Source organism: Glaesserella australis, from assembly GCF_003260095.1.
Lineage (GTDB): Bacteria > Pseudomonadota > Gammaproteobacteria > Enterobacterales > Pasteurellaceae > Glaesserella > Glaesserella australis.
The window spans coordinates 35,383-53,820 of the sequence record NZ_PTPX01000012.1 but is presented as its reverse complement, the minus strand read 5'-3'; the positions used below and the strand labels follow the sequence as shown (position 1 = coordinate 53,820).

The 18,438-nt window shown below is 40.1% G+C and carries 12 protein-coding genes; 10 read left to right on the top strand and 2 right to left on the bottom strand.

All coding sequences use genetic code 11. From position 1 onward, the window contains the following. The first annotated feature begins 340 nt into the window (after positions 1 to 340). The 6 genes from putP (at position 341) to C5N92_RS05825 (ending at position 10,369) form a co-directional block, all read left to right on the top strand. Complete coding sequence (putP, locus tag C5N92_RS05850) at positions 341 to 1,849, top strand: sodium/proline symporter PutP (RefSeq protein WP_111749921.1); 1,509 nt, start codon at positions 341 to 343, stop codon at positions 1,847 to 1,849. Positions 1,850 to 1,977: 128 nt separating this feature from the next. Further along, complete coding sequence (gene putA, locus C5N92_RS05845; protein WP_111749920.1) at positions 1,978 to 5,589, top strand: bifunctional proline dehydrogenase/L-glutamate gamma-semialdehyde dehydrogenase PutA; 3,612 nt, start codon at positions 1,978 to 1,980, stop codon at positions 5,587 to 5,589. Between the two features lie 273 nt (positions 5,590 to 5,862). Beyond that, entirely contained in the window at positions 5,863 to 6,840 is a 978-nt protein-coding gene (locus tag C5N92_RS05840) for a ribonucleotide-diphosphate reductase subunit beta (protein ID WP_111749919.1), read from the top strand. Then, positions 6,827 to 8,536, top strand: a complete 1,710-nt coding sequence (locus C5N92_RS05835; RefSeq protein WP_111749918.1) for a ribonucleoside-diphosphate reductase subunit alpha — start codon at positions 6,827 to 6,829, stop codon at positions 8,534 to 8,536. The genes C5N92_RS05840 and C5N92_RS05835 overlap by 14 nt, the downstream gene beginning before the upstream one ends. A gap of 199 nt (positions 8,537 to 8,735) precedes the next feature. Further along, the gene (locus C5N92_RS05830) at positions 8,736 to 9,785 is read left to right on the top strand and encodes an extracellular solute-binding protein (protein ID WP_111749917.1); all 1,050 of its coding nucleotides are present in this window, start codon (positions 8,736 to 8,738) and stop codon (positions 9,783 to 9,785) included. Positions 9,786 to 9,799: 14 nt separating this feature from the next. Further along, positions 9,800 to 10,369, top strand: a complete 570-nt coding sequence (locus C5N92_RS05825; protein WP_111749916.1) for an acetate uptake transporter — start codon at positions 9,800 to 9,802, stop codon at positions 10,367 to 10,369. An 80-nt stretch (positions 10,370 to 10,449) separates the two neighbouring features. On the opposite strand, the gene mpl is transcribed toward C5N92_RS05825, so the two are convergent. After that, complete coding sequence (mpl, locus tag C5N92_RS05820; protein WP_111749915.1) at positions 10,450 to 11,814, bottom strand: UDP-N-acetylmuramate:L-alanyl-gamma-D-glutamyl-meso-diaminopimelate ligase; 1,365 nt, start codon at positions 11,812 to 11,814, stop codon at positions 10,450 to 10,452. 120 nt (positions 11,815 to 11,934) lie between these two features. Between mpl and fbp the strand changes: the two genes are divergently transcribed. Together fbp and C5N92_RS05810 are read left to right on the top strand one after the other, a co-directional pair. Further along, positions 11,935 to 12,936: a class 1 fructose-bisphosphatase gene (gene fbp, locus C5N92_RS05815; RefSeq protein ID WP_111749914.1), complete on the top strand. Its 1,002-nt coding sequence runs from the start codon at positions 11,935 to 11,937 to the stop codon at positions 12,934 to 12,936. Positions 12,937 to 13,086: 150 nt separating this feature from the next. Further along, positions 13,087 to 14,682: an ABC transporter substrate-binding protein gene (locus tag C5N92_RS05810; RefSeq protein ID WP_111749913.1), complete on the top strand. Its 1,596-nt coding sequence runs from the start codon at positions 13,087 to 13,089 to the stop codon at positions 14,680 to 14,682. Positions 14,683 to 14,908: 226 nt separating this feature from the next. Here C5N92_RS05810 and asd read toward each other — a convergent pair whose 3' ends face one another. Further along, entirely contained in the window at positions 14,909 to 16,024 is a 1,116-nt protein-coding gene (asd, locus tag C5N92_RS05805) for an aspartate-semialdehyde dehydrogenase (protein WP_111749912.1), read from the bottom strand. A 323-nt stretch (positions 16,025 to 16,347) separates the two neighbouring features. Here asd and ptsH point away from each other — a divergent pair, with 323 nt between their 5' ends. Beyond that, complete coding sequence (gene ptsH / locus C5N92_RS05800; RefSeq protein WP_111749911.1) at positions 16,348 to 16,605, top strand: phosphocarrier protein Hpr; 258 nt, start codon at positions 16,348 to 16,350, stop codon at positions 16,603 to 16,605. A 101-nt stretch (positions 16,606 to 16,706) separates the two neighbouring features. Beyond that, complete coding sequence (gene ptsI / locus C5N92_RS05795) at positions 16,707 to 18,428, top strand: phosphoenolpyruvate-protein phosphotransferase PtsI (protein WP_111749910.1); 1,722 nt, start codon at positions 16,707 to 16,709, stop codon at positions 18,426 to 18,428. Positions 18,429 to 18,438: the final 10 nt, after the last annotated feature.

Here is an 18,438-nt window from a genome sequence, read left to right as displayed (position 1 = left end):
TCAGAAGTGAAACGCAGTAACGCCGATGGTAGTGTGGGGTTTCCCCATGTGAGAGTAGGGCACCATCAGGGTTTTATACCAAAGAAAACCGCAAGTTAGAGATAGCTTGCGGTTTTTTGCGTTTGGAGAATGGGGATTTAATTGTTGTAGTATATAAATTAATTTGTTTTGTTATATTTATCACAAATTTATTAAAAAAATGTTACAAATATTTTTAAGCTGTATTATACTCATCTCCTATCAAGGAAAGTATAAAGAGTAATCACATGATTATGTTTTGGAGTATAGTGTCAGAAATTCTGATATAGTAAATATCTTTTTATATTATAGGAGTAACCTGATGTTTGGTTTTGATCCAACGACAACAACATTCCTGATTTATATTATTGGAATGGTCTTAATTGGCTTTATCGCCTATCGTTTTACGCATAATTTATCAGACTATATTTTAGGTGGCCGTCGATTAGGTAGTTTTGTGACTGGGCTATCAGCGGGTGCATCTGATATGTCTGGCTGGTTATTAATGGGGTTACCTGGTGCTGTCTATGCAGCCGGTTTAGTAGAAGGCTGGATTGCGATTGGTTTAACTATCGGAGCTTACTTAAACTGGTTATTTGTTGCTGGACGTTTACGTATGCATACTGAGTACAATGCAAATGCATTAACGTTGCCTGATTATTTCCACCACCGTTTTGGTGATAAAACCAAAATTCTAAAAATAGTCTCTGCAACGATTATTTTATTTTTCTTTGCAATTTATTGTGCATCAGGTGTTGTAGCTGGAGCAAGATTATTTGAAAATCTCTTTGGTGTTCCTTATGCAACCGCCTTATGGTACGGTGCTCTGGCAACTATTATCTATACTTTTATTGGTGGATTTCTTGCAGTAAGCTGGACAGATACTATTCAAGCAAGCTTGATGTTATTTGCGCTTTTCTTAACTCCTATTTTTGTCCTTATTCATTTAGGTGGCTTTGATGATACCCACGCGGTGATTGTTGCAGCAGGACAGGCGGCTAATAAAGATTTCACTGATTTATTTACTGGTACAACATTCATTGGTTTATTAAGTCTTTCTGCGTGGGGGCTTGGTTACTTTGGACAACCTCATATCCTTGCTCGCTTTATGGCTGCAGATAGTGTGAAATCAATTCCGAATGCACGTCGTGTAAGTATGATTTGGATGATTATCTGTCTATTTGGGGCTGTTGGTATTGGTTTCTTTGGTCAAGCCTATTTCTTTGCGAATCCAGAACAAGCAACAGTCGTAAACCAAAACCATGAGCAAGTATTCATTGAGCTTTCTCGTCTATTATTTAATCCTTGGATTGCAGGTATTCTCCTTTCTGCGATTTTAGCTGCGGTGATGAGTACCTTAAGTTGCCAATTATTGATCTGTTCTAGTGCGATTACGGAAGATTTCTATAAAGGGATGATCCGCCCTAATGCAAGCCAAAAAGAGTTGGTTTGGTTAGGTCGTCTTATGGTGCTTGCAATTTCAGTATTAGCGATTATGTTGGCACAAGATCCGAATAGTAAAGTGCTTGGTTTAGTTTCTTATGCTTGGGCTGGCTTTGGTTGTGCTTTTGGACCAGTGGTAATTTTATCTCTATTTTGGAAGCGTATGAATGCACAAGGAGCAATGGCTGGTATGCTCACTGGAGCATTAGTGGTTGTATTCTGGAATGATTTAGTACCAAATAGCGGTATTTATGAAATGATCCCAGGCTTTATTCTTGCCTTTATTGCGATTATTGTTGTGTCATTGATTACACCTGCGCCACGTGCTGAGTTAGTCGAGACATTTGAGAAAGCAGAAAAAGCATATGCTGATGCAATGAAAAAATAGTGAAAAAGACGGTAGCTTGTTTTGGCTACCGTCTTTTTTGTATTAACGGTGAATACAAGCGGCAAGATTTTCTCTATATTTTACGCCTGTATTTTTTGTTGATAACGATATTAAAGTGAGAACTTATCATGTCAAACACACAAACTTATCAATTATTTCCGCAAACAACAGGAGTTCGTCCATTACTTAGCGAACATTATCGTTATGATGAAGAGCCGCTTGTTAAACAGTTGATGGCTCAAGCTCGTGTAGATGAATGTGCAGATGACATCAAAAAACTAACGAAAAAATTAGTCGAAAAGGTTCGTGTTGCTCGTAAAAAAGCCAGTGGTGTAGATGCCTTAATGCATGAATTTTCTTTATCGAGTGAAGAAGGTGTTGCATTAATGTGTTTAGCGGAAGCACTCTTACGTATTCCTGATAAAGTTACAGCGGATAAATTAATTCGAGATAAAATTTCAAAAGGTGACTGGCGTTCCCATGTAGGTAACAGTCCATCACTTTTTGTAAATGCTGCAGCTTGGGGGTTAGTTGTTACAGGAAAACTAGTTTCAACCCATAGTGAAAAGAGTCTTTCTTCTTCTCTTTCCCGCTTGATTTCAAAAGGTGGGGAACCTTTAATTCGTAAAGGCGTGGATGTCGCCATGCGTTTACTGGGTAAACAGTTTATAACGGGTGAAACGATTCAAGAAGCGATTAAAAACGGCGAAAAACGTTTTGATATGGGGTATCGCTACAGCTACGATATGCTTGGTGAAGCGGCATTTACCGAAGAAGATGCTAAACGTTATTATGATGACTACGTTTCATCTATTCATGCCGTGGGTGCAACATCACGTGGCTTAGGTGTTTATAAGTCATCTGGTGTTTCCGTTAAACTTTCTGCAATTCATCCACGCTATAGCATTGCACAACATAAACGTGTAGTTGATGAGCTTTATCCACGACTCAAACAACTCTTTTTATTAGCAAAACAATATGATATCGGTTTAAATATTGACGCAGAAGAAGCTGATCGTTTAGAAATCTCTTTAGATTTAATGGATCGCCTATTAACCGACCCTGATTTAGCAGGCTTTAATGGCGTGGGTTTTGTGGTTCAAGCATATCAAAAACGTTGCCCGTATGTGATTGAATATTTAATTGAAAAAGCCCGTGCAAACAATCGTAAGTTGATGATTCGTTTAGTGAAAGGAGCTTATTGGGATACCGAAATTAAACGTGCGCAAACCGATGGTGCAGAAGGTTATCCTGTTTTCTCACGTAAAGTACATACAGACTTAAACTACATTGTGTGTGCGAAAAAATTATTAGCCGCACAAGATGTGATTTACCCGCAATTTGCGACCCACAATGCACAAACGCTTTCAACCATTTACCATTTAGCGCAAGGTAAACAGTTTGAGTTCCAATGCTTACACGGTATGGGTGAAACCTTATACGACCAAGTTGTTGGCACCAATAATCTCAATGTGCAATGCCGCATTTATGCGCCTGTTGGTTCTTACCAAACGTTATTAGCCTATTTGGTGCGTCGCTTATTGGAAAACGGGGCGAATAGCTCGTTTGTAAACCAAATTGTCGATGAAAATCTCAGTATTGATGATCTTGCTCGTGATCCAGTTGATAAAGCAAAAGAGACAGACGGCACAATGCATCCGAAAATTCCATTGCCTGTGAAGCTCTTTGGCGAACAACGTCAAAATTCGAAAGGCTATGATTTGAGTGATGCGATTCATCTGCGTGATTTAGAAGCTCAGTTGAATCAACTTGCGACAAAACAATATCGTGCAGAGCCACAAGTAGCGGGCTTAACGGCATTTAATGGCGAAGTGCGACAAATTCATAATCCTGCGAATGTGTTTGAGCTTGTAGGCGAAGTGGTTGATGCAACAGGAGCGGATGTGGCAAAAGCCTTTGATGTGGCTGAACAGTTCAAAGCACAATGGCAAAATACCTCACCGATTGTACGAGCGGAAGCATTAGAAAAAATGGCAGATTTAATGGAAGCCAATATACCACAGTTGTTCGATTTAGCGGTGCGTGAAGCGGGTAAAACCTTAAATAATGCGATTGCTGAAGTGCGTGAAGCGGTCGATTTCTGCCGTTATTATGCAAAAGAAGTGCGTCAAAATCCTGAAGGTTATCGCAATCCACGCGGTATTGTGGTGGCAATTAGCCCTTGGAACTTCCCACTGGCGATTTTTGTTGGTGAAGTCTCTTCGGCATTGGTGGCAGGTAATGTGGTGCTAGCGAAACCCGCTGAACAGACATCGTTAATGGCTCATTATGCGGTGAATTTATTCTATCAAGCAGGTATTCCAACCGAAGCCCTTCAATGCTTGCCGGGTAGTGGTAAAGTCGTGGGCGCATCTTTAGTTGCTGATCCAAGAGTAAATGGTGTGATCTTCACGGGTTCAACCGAGACAGCGAAAAACATCAACCGTAATTTACAAAAAAGTGAAAAAATCGTACCGCTTGTCGCCGAAACGGGCGGACAAAATGCGATGATTGTGGACAGCTCTGCCCTTGGAGAACAAGTGGTGGCTGATGTGTTGAACTCTGCCTTTGACTCTGCAGGACAACGTTGCTCTGCTCTTCGTGTGCTTTATCTACAACGTGATGTTGCCGATCATATTCTGACCATGCTAAAAGGGGCGATGGCGGAATTGAAAGTTGGCAAACCGCAATATCTCAATACCGATGTGGGGCCTGTGATTGATAAAGTCGCTCAAACACGCCTACTCAACCATATTGCTGAAATCAAAAAAGTGGCGAAATCGTGCTATCAAGTGCCGATTGATGCAGATGTTGAAAGAACAGGGATTTTTGTTCCACCAACGGTGTTGGAAATCGACAATATCAGCCAATTAAAACACGAAGTATTTGGACCAGTATTACACGTCATTCGCTTTGATGCGGATAGATTGCCGCAAGTGATGGCAGATATTAACTCCACAGGTTTTGGCTTAACTAGTGGCTTGCATAGCCGTATTGATGAAACTGTGGATTTATGGTTGGATAGCATTCATGCGGGCAACCTTTATGTAAATCGCAACACTGTTGGTGCGGTTGTTGGCGTTCAGCCATTTGGTGGAATGGGCTTATCAGGAACCGGACCAAAAGCGGGCGGACCGTTGTATTTACAACGTTTAGCCAATCGTACCGCTTGGACATTACCAAACTTAGAAGGTGGACAAGGTGTCGATACTAATGCATTAGTCAATGGCATTAAGCTGGTGTTACCTGGCACGGAACAACAAAATGCCCTTGATTTAGTGACAAGTTTATCTCGCCAATCACCATTAGGTAAAATCTTCAAAATGCAAGGGATTACGGGTGAAAGTAACTTTATGTGTTTAGAAGCTCGATCTGTAGTTGCGATTGGAAACGGCTCACTTTACCAACAAGTGCAAGCGTTAGTGGCAATTACCGTTTGTGGTGCTAAAGCCGTGGTAGAGCGTAGTAGTGAGTTAGCAAAACACGCTGTTCATTTTGATGGATTACTGATGGTTGTTGAAGATTTCAATAGCTTAGCGAATTTGAGCGTCTTAGTGGTGTTAGATCCGCTTTCTGTTGAGCAAAAACAACACCATGCAGAACGTTCAGGAGCAATTTTAACCTACATTGAGAATCTCGATTTAGCGTTGTCACTGTTCCCATTAGTGCATGAAAAAGCGATCAGTATCAATACAGCAGCAGCTGGCGGTAATGCAAGTTTGATGAGTGAAATGGACTAATCTTTTCCTAAAAAGTGATAAATAGGTGGGATTTTTGTAAAAAAGTAAGTAAATCTCACCACTTGTAAACCACTATATCTTGTGTTTGATGTTTGTTCAAAACACAAGATATAGTTTTTTATATGTAAAAAGATTTACAAAAAATTTTTCCTTTTAAAATCAAAGACTCCGACGGAGCAATCAGGGATAGCCATTTGTCAAGATCTTGTAGAATGAAAAAATATCACTAAAATACCATCCCACTGAATAACTACAATAGCTTGCCTAATCACTATGTCTCGCAATCTTTTTGAAAAACGCATTCAAATTAAACCATATGAGTATCCTGAGCTTCTTGAATTTAAAGATGCTATTCGTCACTCTTATTGGTTACATACAGAGTTCAACTTCACTGGGGATATTCAAGATTATCGAACAAATATTAACGATCATGAGCGTCATGTACTTACCCGTACGATGTTGGCGATTTCACAAATTGAAGTGAATGTGAAACGTTTCTGGGGCGATTTGTATCGTTATTTCCCAAAACCAGAAATTGATGATGTTGGTGGTACATTTGCTGAGTCTGAAGTTCGTCACAAAGATGCTTACTCATTTTTACTTGAGAAATTAGGTTTAAATGAAATGTTCTCTCAAATTACAGAAATCCAGCCATTGATGAATCGTATTCGTTATATGGAAGATTTCATGAGAGAAAAAGATGATGGTAAAGATCGCTTTGTTTTATCTTTGGTACTGTTTTCTTTATTTGTTGAGCATATTTCTTTGTTTGGACAGTTTCTTGTGATGATGTCATTTAATAAGCACCGTAACTTGTTCAAGGGGATTTCTAATGCTGTAGAAGCAACCTCTAAAGAGGAAGAAATTCATGGACGCTTTGGTATTGCTTTATATGAAATCTTACGTGAAGAACATTCAGAACTGTTCACACCAACATTCTATGAAGAGTTAAAAATGCTTTCAAACCAAGCACTTGAAGCAGAAAAGAGTATCTTGGATTGGATTTTTGAAGAAGGTGATCTCAGCTTCATTTCTCGTAAGACAGTAGAAAATTATATTATGAGCCGTTATAACAATTCATTGATGGCGCTTGGATTGGAACCTCCTTATAACGTGGACCCCGCGTTATTAAAAGAAACTGAGTGGTTTGATATTGAAATTCTGTCAACAAAAGAAACAGATTTCTTTAACAAACGTAGTACCGATTATAGTAAAAAAATGAAACAGATTACCGCAGATGACTTATTCTAATGATTATTACCAACCTAAGTTATTTCAACTAGGTTATACGGATGTAAACCGCCCCGACTTTGAATGGCTAAATGATGATAGTCGCCTTTTCTTACAACGTGGCTATTTACTTGAAGGAACAACAGCTTTAGAACGTATTCGTTTTATTGCAGAGCATGCCGAACGTAAATTAGGTATTGAGGGCTATGCAGACAAGTTCTATTACTACATGGGACGTGGCTATTTCTCCCTTTCTTCGCCAATTTGGTCAAATTTTGGTTTAGACCGTGGTCTACCAATTTCTTGCTTCGGTAGTTATATTGGTGACTCGATCCACGAAATTATGGTTACTACTGCAGAAGTTGGGATGATGAGTAAAATTGGTGGGGGTACCTCTGCTTATTTCGGTGATATTCGTCCGCGTGGTAGTGCGATTAAAAATAACGGAAAATCGGATGGTTCTTTTAACTTTAGTAAACTGTTTGATACCGTGATTGATGTAATTTCACAAGGGACATCTCGTAAAGGTCAATTCGCAGGTTATATTGATATTGAACACGGTGATATTGATGAATGGCTAGATATTCATACGGAAGGTAATCCGATTCAGTTGATGTATTACGGAGTCTGTGTCGGCCGTGAATGGCTAGAATCTATGAAAGCAGGAGATCCGTATAAGCGTCAACTTTGGGCGAAACTCTTACAACGTAAAACAGAAACGGGTATTCCTTATCTGTTTTTCAAAGATAATGCCAATGCAGGGCGTCCTGATGTGTATAAAGATAAGAATATGACCGTTCATGCATCTAATCTTTGTACTGAAATTATGTTGCCATCCAGTAACGACGAAAGTTTCGTATGTTGTCTTTCTTCCATGAATTTACTTCATTTTGATGAATGGAAAGATACAGATGCGCCAGAAGTATTAACCTACTTCTTAGATGTTGTGATGTCTGAATTTATTGAAAAAAGTGCGGATATGCCGTTCCTTGAGCGTGCAAATCGTTTTGCAAGACGACACCGTGCGTTAGGTATTGGTGTTTTAGGGTGGCATAGTTATTTACAAGCTAACAATATTGCGTTTGATAGCTTTGAAGCGATGCAGAAAAATAATCTGATCTTTAAAACGTTACAAGAGAAAACATTACAAGCATCTAAAGAGTTGGCAGAGCGTTTCGGTGAGCCTGAGATTTTAAAAGGTTATGGACGTCGTAATACAACATTGATGAGTATTGCTCCAACCAAATCGAGTAGTTTTATTTTAGGTAGTGTTTCACCTTCAGTAGAACCATTTAAATCGAATTATTATGTAAAAGATTTGGCAAAAATTAAGACAGTTTATAAAAATCCATTTTTGGAAAAATTGTTGAAAGAGAAAGGAATTGATACGGAAGAGATTTGGGAAAGTATTCTTCTAAATGATGGATCAGTTCAACATCTTGCAGAACTTTCAGAACATGAAAAAGAAGTATTTAAAACCTTCTCTGAGATCAGCCAATTAAGCGTGATTCAACAAGCGGCACAACGTCAAAAATATATTGACCAAGGGCAGAGCATTAACATTATGGTTCACCCAGCAACACCAGCAAGAGACTTGAACCAGCTCTATCTCACCGCCGAAGAACTAGGCTTGAAATCGATCTACTATCAATACTCAATGAGTGCGGCACAAGTGTTTAACCGCAACTTGTTAAGTTGTAGTAGTTGTGAAGCGTAATGTTTCTTTCCTGACAAAATAATTGAAAGCGATCTTCGGATCGCTTTTTTATCTCCGTTTAATAACTTTTAATAGCCAATTCGCCACAAAATCGCTATACTTCACCGCTTTTCAGCAAGAGAGATTTGCATCAAGCGGTCACTTTGTTGCCAAGCGTTGCAAATCAGATCAGGTACTTTTTATTAAGAGGATTTGAAGATTGGTTAAATTTGCTCAATCATTTTTAAAGAAATTTGCAGTGGCAAGCCTTGCCTTTGTTGCCATTACGGTACAAGCAGCCGAAAAGCTGTATGTGTATAACTGGACGGAATATGTGCCATCTTCGTTATTGGAACAGTTCACCAAAGAGACAGGCATTGAAGTCATCTATTCCACCTTTGAAAGTAACGAAGAGATGTACTCTAAGTTAAAATTAACCAACGGTACAGGTTACGATATCGTTTTCCCATCAAGCTACTATGTCGGCAAAATGGCGAAAGACGGAATGTTGGCAGAAATTGACCGTAGCAAATTAAGCAATTTTGATAATGTGAGCAAAGCCTTAATGGGCAAAGAGTTTGACCCTGAAAACAAATACTCACTACCTTATGTTTATGGTTTGACAGGAATCGGTGTGAATGCTGCCGAGATTGACCCGAATGGCATTACCAGTTGGGGCGATTTATGGAAACCTGAATTTAAAGGCAAAGTGTTGCTGATGAACGACTCTCGAGAAGTGTTTCATATGGCATTGTTGTTGGACGGCAAATCACCGAACACGCAAAATGCCGATGAAATTAAAACGGCTTACGAGCGTTTAACAAAACTGGTGCCAAATGTGCTTGTGTTTAATTCTGACTCCCCTGAAATGCCGTATCTACAAGGCGAAGTGGCGGTTGGAATGCAATGGACAGGTTCGGCATATCGAGCGAAAAGCGAAAATCCAGATCTCAAATTTATCTTCCCAAAAGAGGGAGCGGTGATTTGGATGGATAACTACGTGATTCCTAAAAATGCCAAAAATAAGGATGCAGCCCATAAATTTATTGATTTCTTGCTACGTCCTGAAAGTGCAAAAACCGTAATTGAAACAATGGGTTTCTCAATGCCAAACGAAAAAGTGAAAGCATTGTTACCTGCAGAAATGGTGCAAGATCCTTTGATTTTCCCACCGCTTGCAGAAATTGAAAAAGGTATTTTACAAAGTGATGTCGGTGATGCCGTCGAAACTTACGAAAAATACTGGAATTTACTTAGAACAAAACGTTAATTAGAGGTTAAAAAATGTCTGCTCACAATACAGCAACAGCAAATCCAGGTCCACTTGGTTTATGTGGTTTCGCATTAACAACGTGGCTATTAAGTTTAATCAACAACGGCACATTCGGCGGTGAAAATGTCGGCTTAGTGCTAGCAATGGGCTTCGCTTTTGGCGGTACTGCTCAAATGATCGCAGGTATGTTTGAATACTCAAAAGGCAACACTTTTGGTTTCACGGCATTCATCAGCTATGGTGCATTCTGGTGGTCATTTGCACTATTAAAAGTGTTCTTTGGTGCAACGGTTTCACCTGAATTTATCGGCTGGTACTTAGTGGTTTGGGGAACATTCACTCTAATGATGTTCTTCGGCACTTTAACTAAACCACGTGCATTACAAGCGATTTTCTTAGCATTAACCATTACTTTCTATTTACTTGCCGCAGGTGACTTTACTCACAATGCAACCATCACCCATATCGGCGGTAACTTCGGCTTATTAACCGCATTATTAGCGTTCTACTTAGCCGCTGCGGAAATCCTTAACGAAAGTTTTGGTCGTACCGTATTACCAATTGGTGCACCAAAAGCATAATTGGTATACTTACAAGCGGTAAGATTACAAAACTATTTTACAAATCCCCATAGATCACTCTATGGGGATTTTTTATAGCACTATTTTGCGAGTGCAGTTAATAATTTCTGATGAATCCCCCCAAATGCTCCATTGCTCATCACTAAAATATGATCAGTGGGTTTGGCTTCTGCCACAATCATTTCAACGAGTTCATCTAAATTCGCTGACCATTGTGCTGGTTGGCTTAGGGCATCGGTAATGGTGCTGACTTGCCACGGGATTGTGTCGGGTTGATAGACAAAAACCGCATCGGCATCTTTAAGAGACGGGGCAATATCGTCTTTGTGAACGCCCATTTTCATTGTGTTAGAACGTGGTTCTAACACGGCTAAAATGCGTTGATCTTTGCCGACTTTGCCACGAAGTGCATCGATTGTGGCGAAAATAGCGGTTGGGTGGTGGGCGAAATCATCATAGACGGTAATGCCATTGACTTCCCCTTTGATTTCTAAACGGCGGTTGGCATTAATAAAGCTGTTTAGCCCTAAGCAAGCCTGTTCAATGCTGACACCTGCGTGATGTGCTGCGGCAATCGCCATTAAGCCGTTGTGCATATTATGCGCTCCAAGCAAGTTCCATTTCACTTCGCCTGCTTTTTGTTGTTTATGATAAACGGCGAACTGGGCGTAATCTGCGGTGATCGCTTCGGCATGCCATTCTTGTGCGTTGCCGATTAATTGTTGTTCACTGTAACAGCCCATTTTTAAGGTACTTTGCACATTTTCGTCCGCTTGTGACGATAAAATACAGCCATTTTGTGGCATTGTGCGGATAAGATGATGAAACTGGCGTTGAATCGCTTTTAAGTCGTCAAAAATATCGGCGTGGTCAAAATCAATGTTGTTGATAATTAAGGTTTTCGGGTTGTAATGCACAAATTTAGAGCGTTTGTCAAAGAACGCTGAGTCGTACTCGTCAGCTTCAATCACAAAAAATTCGCTTGAACCTGCACGAGCCGAAATCCCGAAATTGCCAGCCACACCGCCGATCAAGAAACCTGTGTCGATCCCTGCTTGATCTAAGATCCAACTTAACATTCCCGTTGTGGTGGTTTTACCGTGCGTGCCTGAAACCGCTAACACCCAGCGATCTTTAAGCAGATGATCCCTTAACCATTGAGGGCCTGATGTGTATGGCAAGCGGTGGTTTAAGATATGTTCTACGCAAGGATTGCCACGACTAATCGCATTGCCGATAATGATCATATCTGGCACAGGGTCGAGCTGTGCAATGTCGTAATTGGGGATAATCTCGATACCGCTTTTGGCTAAAAAGGTACTCATCGGCGGATAAACATTTGTGTCTGAGCCTGTGACTTTATAGCCTAACTCTCTAGCAATAATTGCTACGCCCCCCATAAATGTACCGCAGATACCTAAAATATGAATATGTTGCTGTTTCATCGCTTTTCCTACATAAAAATTGTGAACAGTATCACAAAACAAAACTTTACTCGAAAACAGAGTTTCAATGGGCGAGTATAATAAAGCAAATAGAGTTGAATAGCTAATAGGAGACAGCAAATGAAAACGTTAGGCGAATTTATTGTGGAGCGCCAAGCCGAATATCCAGGGGCAACGGGGGAATTAAGTGGGATTTTGTCGTCTATTCGGTTGTCGGCAAAAATTATTCACCGCGATATTAACCGTGCAGGTTTAACCCAAGATATTTTGGGGGTATCGGGCGATGAAAACATTCAAGGCGAAACGCAGATGAAGTTAGATGTGTTTGCCAATGAAACGATGAAAAAAGCGTTGATCGCTCGTGGCGATGTGGCAGGCTTTGCATCAGAAGAAGATGATACTTTTGTTGCCTTTGATACAGAACGGGGTCGTAATGCAAAATATATCCTGATGACCGATCCCCTTGATGGTTCATCAAACATTGATGTGAATGTGTCTGTGGGGACGATTTTCTCGATCTATAAACGGGTTTCGCCTATCGGTTCGCCTGTCACAATGGACGATTTTTTACAACCTGGTCGTAAACAAGTGGCGGCTGGTTATGTGACTTATGGTTCATCAACGATGTTGGTCTACACTACGGGCAACGGCGTAAACGGCTTTACTTACGATCCGTCTTTGGGGCTCTTTATTCTTTCTCATCCGAATATGAAAATGCCATTTGATGGTAAATACTATTCGATCAACGAAGGGCAATATCTCAAATTCCCTGACGGTGTAAAAAAATTCATTAAATTCTGCCAAGAAGAAGATAAAGCGACAGGTCGCCCTTATTCTTCACGTTATATTGGCTCGTTGGTTTCAGACTTCCACCGCAACTTGCTCAAAGGCGGTATCTACATTTACCCAAGTACCAAAAGCCACCCGAACGGCAAATTACGCTTGCTTTATGAGGGCAACCCAATGGCATTTTTAGCAGAACAAGCAGGTGGTATGGCAACGGACGGCTTCAACCCGATTTTAGACATCAAGCCAATGGAGTTACATCAACGTGTGCCGTTTTTTGTGGGATCGACCGCAATGGTGCAAAAGGCGGGTGAATTGATGGAAGAGTATAAATAGTAAATCTTTATAGGAAACTCACCGCTTACGTTAATAAGTGGTGAGTTTTTTTATATCATTTTGTTATAAATCCCACATTTTTGTTCTTTACCTTATGCTGAATAATCGGTATCTTGCTTGCAATTTTTTCACTCTTTTATTGGAGATATTATGAAATTAAATACAAAATTTTCATTATTAGCCACGACATTATTTATATCTACTGTGGCACAAGCGGCAGATAAAACCTTTATTAACTGTGTTAGCCGTTCGCCATCAGGCTTTAGTCCAGCTCTAGTGATGGACGGTATTTCTTATAATGCAAGTTCACAGCAAGTCTATAACCGCCTTGTTGAGTTTAAACGTGGTTCAACCGATATTGAGCCAGCTCTTGCAGAAAGCTGGACGGTAAGTGATGACGGTTTAACTTACACCTTTAACTTGCGTAAAGGGGTGAAGTTCCACTCAAATAAAGAGTTTACGCCGAGCCGTGATTTTAATGCTGATGATGTGGTGTTCTCTTTCCAACGTCAGTTAGATCCAAATCACCCGTACCACAATGTGTCTAAAGCAACTTATCCGTACTTTAAAGCGATGAAATTCCCAACCTTGCTAAAAGCGGTGGAAAAAGTCGATGAGCATACGGTAAAAATTACTTTAAACCGTCAAGATGCGACTTTCCTAGCGAGTCTTGGGATGGACTTTATTTCAATCTACTCAGCGGAATATGCGGACAAAATGTTGGCTGCAGGCAAACCTGAAACCATTGATACTACACCGATTGGCACAGGTCCATTTGTGTTTGCAGGCTATCAAGTCGATCAAAAAAGCCGTTACTTTGCTCACAAAGAGTATTGGAAAGGAAAAGCCGATATTGACCGCTTGATCTTTGAAATTGTGCCTGATGCTACAGCTCGTTATGCAAAACTTCAGGCTGGGGCGTGCGATTTGATCGATTTCCCAAATGCAGCGGATCTTGAAAAAATGAAAACCGATCCGAAAATCAACTTACTTTCTCAAGAAGGTCTCAATATCGCTTATGTCGCATTCAATACCGAAAAAGCACCGTTTGATAATGTAAAAGTGCGTCAAGCGTTAAACTATGCGGTGGATAAAAATGCGATCATTGATGCCGTTTATCGTGGGGCAGGTGTGGCAGCGAAAAACCCATTACCACCAACCATTTGGGGCTATAACAACGAAATTACAGGCTATGAATACAACCCAGAAAAAGCAAAACAGCTCTTAAAAGAAGCAGGCTTTGAAAACGGTTTTGAAACAGACATTTGGGTACAGCCTGTGGTGCGTGCGTCAAATCCAAACCCACGTCGTATGGCAGAGTTAATTCAAAGCGACTGGGAAAAAGTGGGCGTGAAATCGAAATTAGTCAGCTATGAATGGGGCGATTACATCAAACGCACCAAAGCTGGCGAATTAACCGCAGGGACTTATGGTTGGTCTGGCGACAATGGCGACCCTGATAACTTCTTATCGCCACTGTTTGGCAGCGAAAACGTAGGTAACAGCAACTATGCTCGCTTCAAAAATGATGAATTAGATGCATTACTACAAAAAGCTGTGGGTTTATCTGATAAAGCAGAGCGTGCAAAAATCTATGAGCAAGCACAAGTGTTGTTAAAAGAGCAAGCTCCGTGGATTAATGTGGCTCACTCTATCAACTTCGCTCCAACCAGCAAACGTGTACAAGACTATAAACAAAGTCCGTTTGGTTATACTTATTTGTATGGAACGAAATTGGCGGATTAATCGACAAAGTAGTTGTTAACTTATTCGATACTATGTAGCAGTCGTACAAAACTCAGAAAAACTTATAGGGGCAGGGTTTAACCCGCCCCTATACTGTATTTGTGCAACTGCCACATAAAACCGAACTTATGGAGTACTTATTCTAATAACTACTATAAAATAAAAAGCGGTCAGGTTTTGCAAAAAATAATAGCAATCTGACCGCTTTCAATTTAAGGGATAAGTATTATTTTACTAACTGAACTAAAATACGGCGTACAGGCTCTGCCGCACCCCATAATAATTGGTCGCCGACAGTAAATGCAGCTAAGTATTCAGGGCCCATTGCCAGTTTGCGTAAACGACCGACTGGTACGGTTAATGTGCCTGTGACTTTCGCTGGGGTTAATTCGCGTAACGTGGTTTCGCGATCATTTGGAATCACTTTAACCCATTCATTGTGCGCTGCGATAATTTGTTCGATTTCCGCTAATGGTAAATCTTTTTTGAGTTTGATGGTAAATGCTTGGCTGTGGCAACGTAATGCACCGATACGCACACATAAACCGTCCACTGGAATTGGATTTGCACTTAATCCTAAAATTTTGTTAGTTTCTGCGTAGCCTTTCCACTCTTCTTTGGTTTGTCCTGTTTCTGGTAACAGTTTGTCAATCCAAGGAATTAAACTGCCTGCAAGTGGTGCGCCAAAGTTTGCCGTTGGGAAATCTTCTGAACGCATTTCAGCGGTGACTTTACGTTCGATTTCTAAAATAGAAGAAGCTGGATCTGCAAGCTCAGCTTTTACTGAATCTTCCAATTCGCCCATTTGCACGAGCAATTCACGCATATTTTTAGCACCAGCACCTGATGCCGCTTGGTAAGTTGCTACAGAAACCCATTCCACTAAATCTTTTTCAAATAAACCGCCAATAGCCATTAACATTAAGCTTACGGTACAGTTTCCACCGACAAAGGTTTTGATGCCTTGTTGTAAACCTTCAGTAATTACATGTTGGTTTACCGGGTCTAACACGATGATCGCATCGTCTTGCATACGCAGTGCAGAAGCTGCATCAATCCAGTAGCCGTTCCAACCTGTTGCTTTTAATTTCGGGTACACCTCGTTGGTGTAGTCGCCACCTTGACAAGTTACGATGATGTCTAATTTTTGTAATTCATCGATATCAAAGGCATTTTTTAATGTACCTGCATCTTTACCTGCAAAAACTGGGGCTTTTTGACCCGCTTGTGAAGTGGTGAAAAATACTGGGTTGATATTGGCAAAATCGTTCTCTTGAACCATACGATCCATTAGCACCGAGCCAACCATACCACGCCATCCGATAAAACCTACATTTTGCATTTTATGCTCCTAAAAGTTTAAAGTTGTGTTTGAAATGAAAAGTTTGATAAATACAGGATTTTTGTTATAAAAGCAATGACTATTGCCTACTACTTTGAAAAATAAATGTATTTGTCGGAACATTAATCGTATAAAAATTGATGCTACGCAAACGATTTACTTCAATGATTAAAATAAATACTAATAATTCATATTTAATTAGTTATTTAGCCTGTTTTATCGTGTTTTTCTTTAAGTTTTGTAGTAAAGTGTCTATCGTTTTTATAGAGAAGTAAATGGTACTTCTCAATATTTAGTCTTAGAAACAAAAAGAGGAACTTACTATGTACTCAAAAGAAATCACAATTACTGCACCAAATGGTTTGCATACTCGCCCTGCGGCTGAATTTGTCAAAGCAGCAAAAGGTTTTGCTTCTGATGTAACAGTTACTTCAGGTGGAAAAAGTGCGAGTGCAAAAAGCCTATTTAAACTTCAAACATTAGGCTTAACTCAAGGTACAGTTATCACAATCTCTGCAGAAGGTGAAGATGAGCAAAAAGCAGTAGATTTCTTAGTAGATTTAATTCCTACATTAGAGTAACTTTTGTATTTGTTATGCGACTTTATTACTCCATATTCGAGTAATAAGGTCGTTTTGTGCTATTTAGCATTTTCCCCACTATTTCACCCGAGGAATCATTTATGATCACAGGTATCGCTGCTTCACCAGGTATTGTATTTGGTAAAGCTCTCGTTTTAAAAGAAGAACCTATTGTTCTGAATACTCAAAAAATCACAGAAGCTCAAATTGACGCTGAAAAAGCGAAATTCTTTGCTGGGCGTGAAAAAGCTGCAGCTCAACTAACGGCGATTAAAGAAAAAGCAAGACGCACATTAGGCGAAGAAAAAGAAGCGATCTTTGAAGGTCACTTGATGATCTTAGAAGATGAAGAGCTTGAAGAAGAAATTCTTGGTTATGTTGAAGAGAATTTAGTTACAGCGGATGTTGCAGCGAGCAAAATTATTGATATGCAAGCATCAATGCTCGCAGAAATCGATGATGAATATCTGAAAGAACGAGCGGGTGATATCCGTGATATTGGAAACCGTTTGATTCGCAATATATTAGGAATGAATATTGTCGATCTTGGTGATATTCAAGAAGAATCCATTCTTGTTGCTTACGACTTGACTCCATCTGAAACGGCACAATTAAATCTAGATAAAGTACTCGGTTTTGTAACAGATATCGGTGGACGTACTTCTCACACTTCTATTATGGCCCGCTCTTTAGAGCTTCCTGCAGTGGTAGGTACCAACAACATTACTTCATTAGTCAATACAGGCGATACATTAATTCTTGATGCGATCAACAATGAAGTTCATATTAACCCTTCCGCAGAACAACTTGAAAAAGCAAAAGCGCTTCAAACTAAGATTACAGAAGAAAAAGCCGAATTAGCTAAATTAAAAGATTTACCAGCGGAAACGAAAGATGGTCATCGTATTGAAGTGGTAGGAAACATCGGTACTATTCGTGATGTCGATGGCGTATTGCGTAATGGTGGTGAAGGTGTTGGTTTATACCGTACTGAATTCTTATTTATGGATCGTAACCAGTTACCAGGTGAAGAAGAGCAGTTCCAAGCTTACAAAGAAATTGTAGAAGCGATGGAAGGAAAGTTAGTCGTTCTTCGTACAATGGATATCGGTGGTGATAAAGAGCTTCCATATTTAGAGCTACCAAAAGAGATGAACCCATTCTTAGGTTGGCGTGCGGTGCGTATCGGTTTAGTTCGCCGTGAAATTTTAGATACGCAATTACGTGCAGTATTACGTGCATCGGCCTTTGGTAAGCTAGCGGTGATGTTCCCGATGATCATTTCTGTGGAAGAAATTCGTGAGTTAAAAGGTATTATCGCAGAGCTTAAAGCAGAGCTTCACACTGAAGGTAAAGCCTTTGATAAAAATCTTCAAATCGGTGTGATGGTTGAAACACCATCTGCAGCTGTGAATGCGCGCCATCTTGCAAAAGAAGTTGATTTCTTCAGTATCGGAACTAACGACTTAACGCAATATACTTTAGCGGTGGATCGCGGTAATGAAATCATTGCTCATCTTTATAACCCATTAACGCCGTCAGTGTTGAATCTTATCAAACAAGTGATTGATGCATCACATGCTGAAGGTAAATGGACAGGTATGTGTGGTGAGTTAGCGGGCGATGTACGTGCAACAGCACTATTACTTGGTATGGGCTTAGATGAGTTCAGTATGAGTGCGATTTCTGTGCCTCATGTGAAGAAATTAGTTCGTAGTATCGACTATGCGGATGCCAAAGCACTTGCAGATAAAGCTCTTGAACAGCCGACCGCAGCAGATATTGAACGCTTAGTTGATGAGTTTTACCAAAAGCTTAACTAAAATTGAATAC

What these genes read in the sequence shown, in the direction of transcription:
- ptsI (WP_111749910.1), top strand. Translation starts at nt 16,707, where the DNA reads ATGATCACAGGTATCGCTGCTTCACCAGGTATTGTATTTGGTAAAGCT.
- asd (WP_111749912.1), bottom strand. Translation starts at nt 16,024, where the DNA reads ATGCAAAATGTAGGTTTTATCGGATGGCGTGGTATGGTTGGCTCGGTG.
- putP (WP_111749921.1), top strand. Translation starts at nt 341, where the DNA reads ATGTTTGGTTTTGATCCAACGACAACAACATTCCTGATTTATATTATT.
- C5N92_RS05825 (WP_111749916.1), top strand. Translation starts at nt 9,800, where the DNA reads ATGTCTGCTCACAATACAGCAACAGCAAATCCAGGTCCACTTGGTTTA.
- putA (WP_111749920.1), top strand. Translation starts at nt 1,978, where the DNA reads ATGTCAAACACACAAACTTATCAATTATTTCCGCAAACAACAGGAGTT.
- ptsH (WP_111749911.1), top strand. Translation starts at nt 16,348, where the DNA reads ATGTACTCAAAAGAAATCACAATTACTGCACCAAATGGTTTGCATACT.
- C5N92_RS05810 (WP_111749913.1), top strand. Translation starts at nt 13,087, where the DNA reads ATGAAATTAAATACAAAATTTTCATTATTAGCCACGACATTATTTATA.
- fbp (WP_111749914.1), top strand. Translation starts at nt 11,935, where the DNA reads ATGAAAACGTTAGGCGAATTTATTGTGGAGCGCCAAGCCGAATATCCA.
- C5N92_RS05840 (WP_111749919.1), top strand. Translation starts at nt 5,863, where the DNA reads ATGTCTCGCAATCTTTTTGAAAAACGCATTCAAATTAAACCATATGAG.
- C5N92_RS05835 (WP_111749918.1), top strand. Translation starts at nt 6,827, where the DNA reads ATGACTTATTCTAATGATTATTACCAACCTAAGTTATTTCAACTAGGT.
- mpl (WP_111749915.1), bottom strand. Translation starts at nt 11,814, where the DNA reads ATGAAACAGCAACATATTCATATTTTAGGTATCTGCGGTACATTTATG.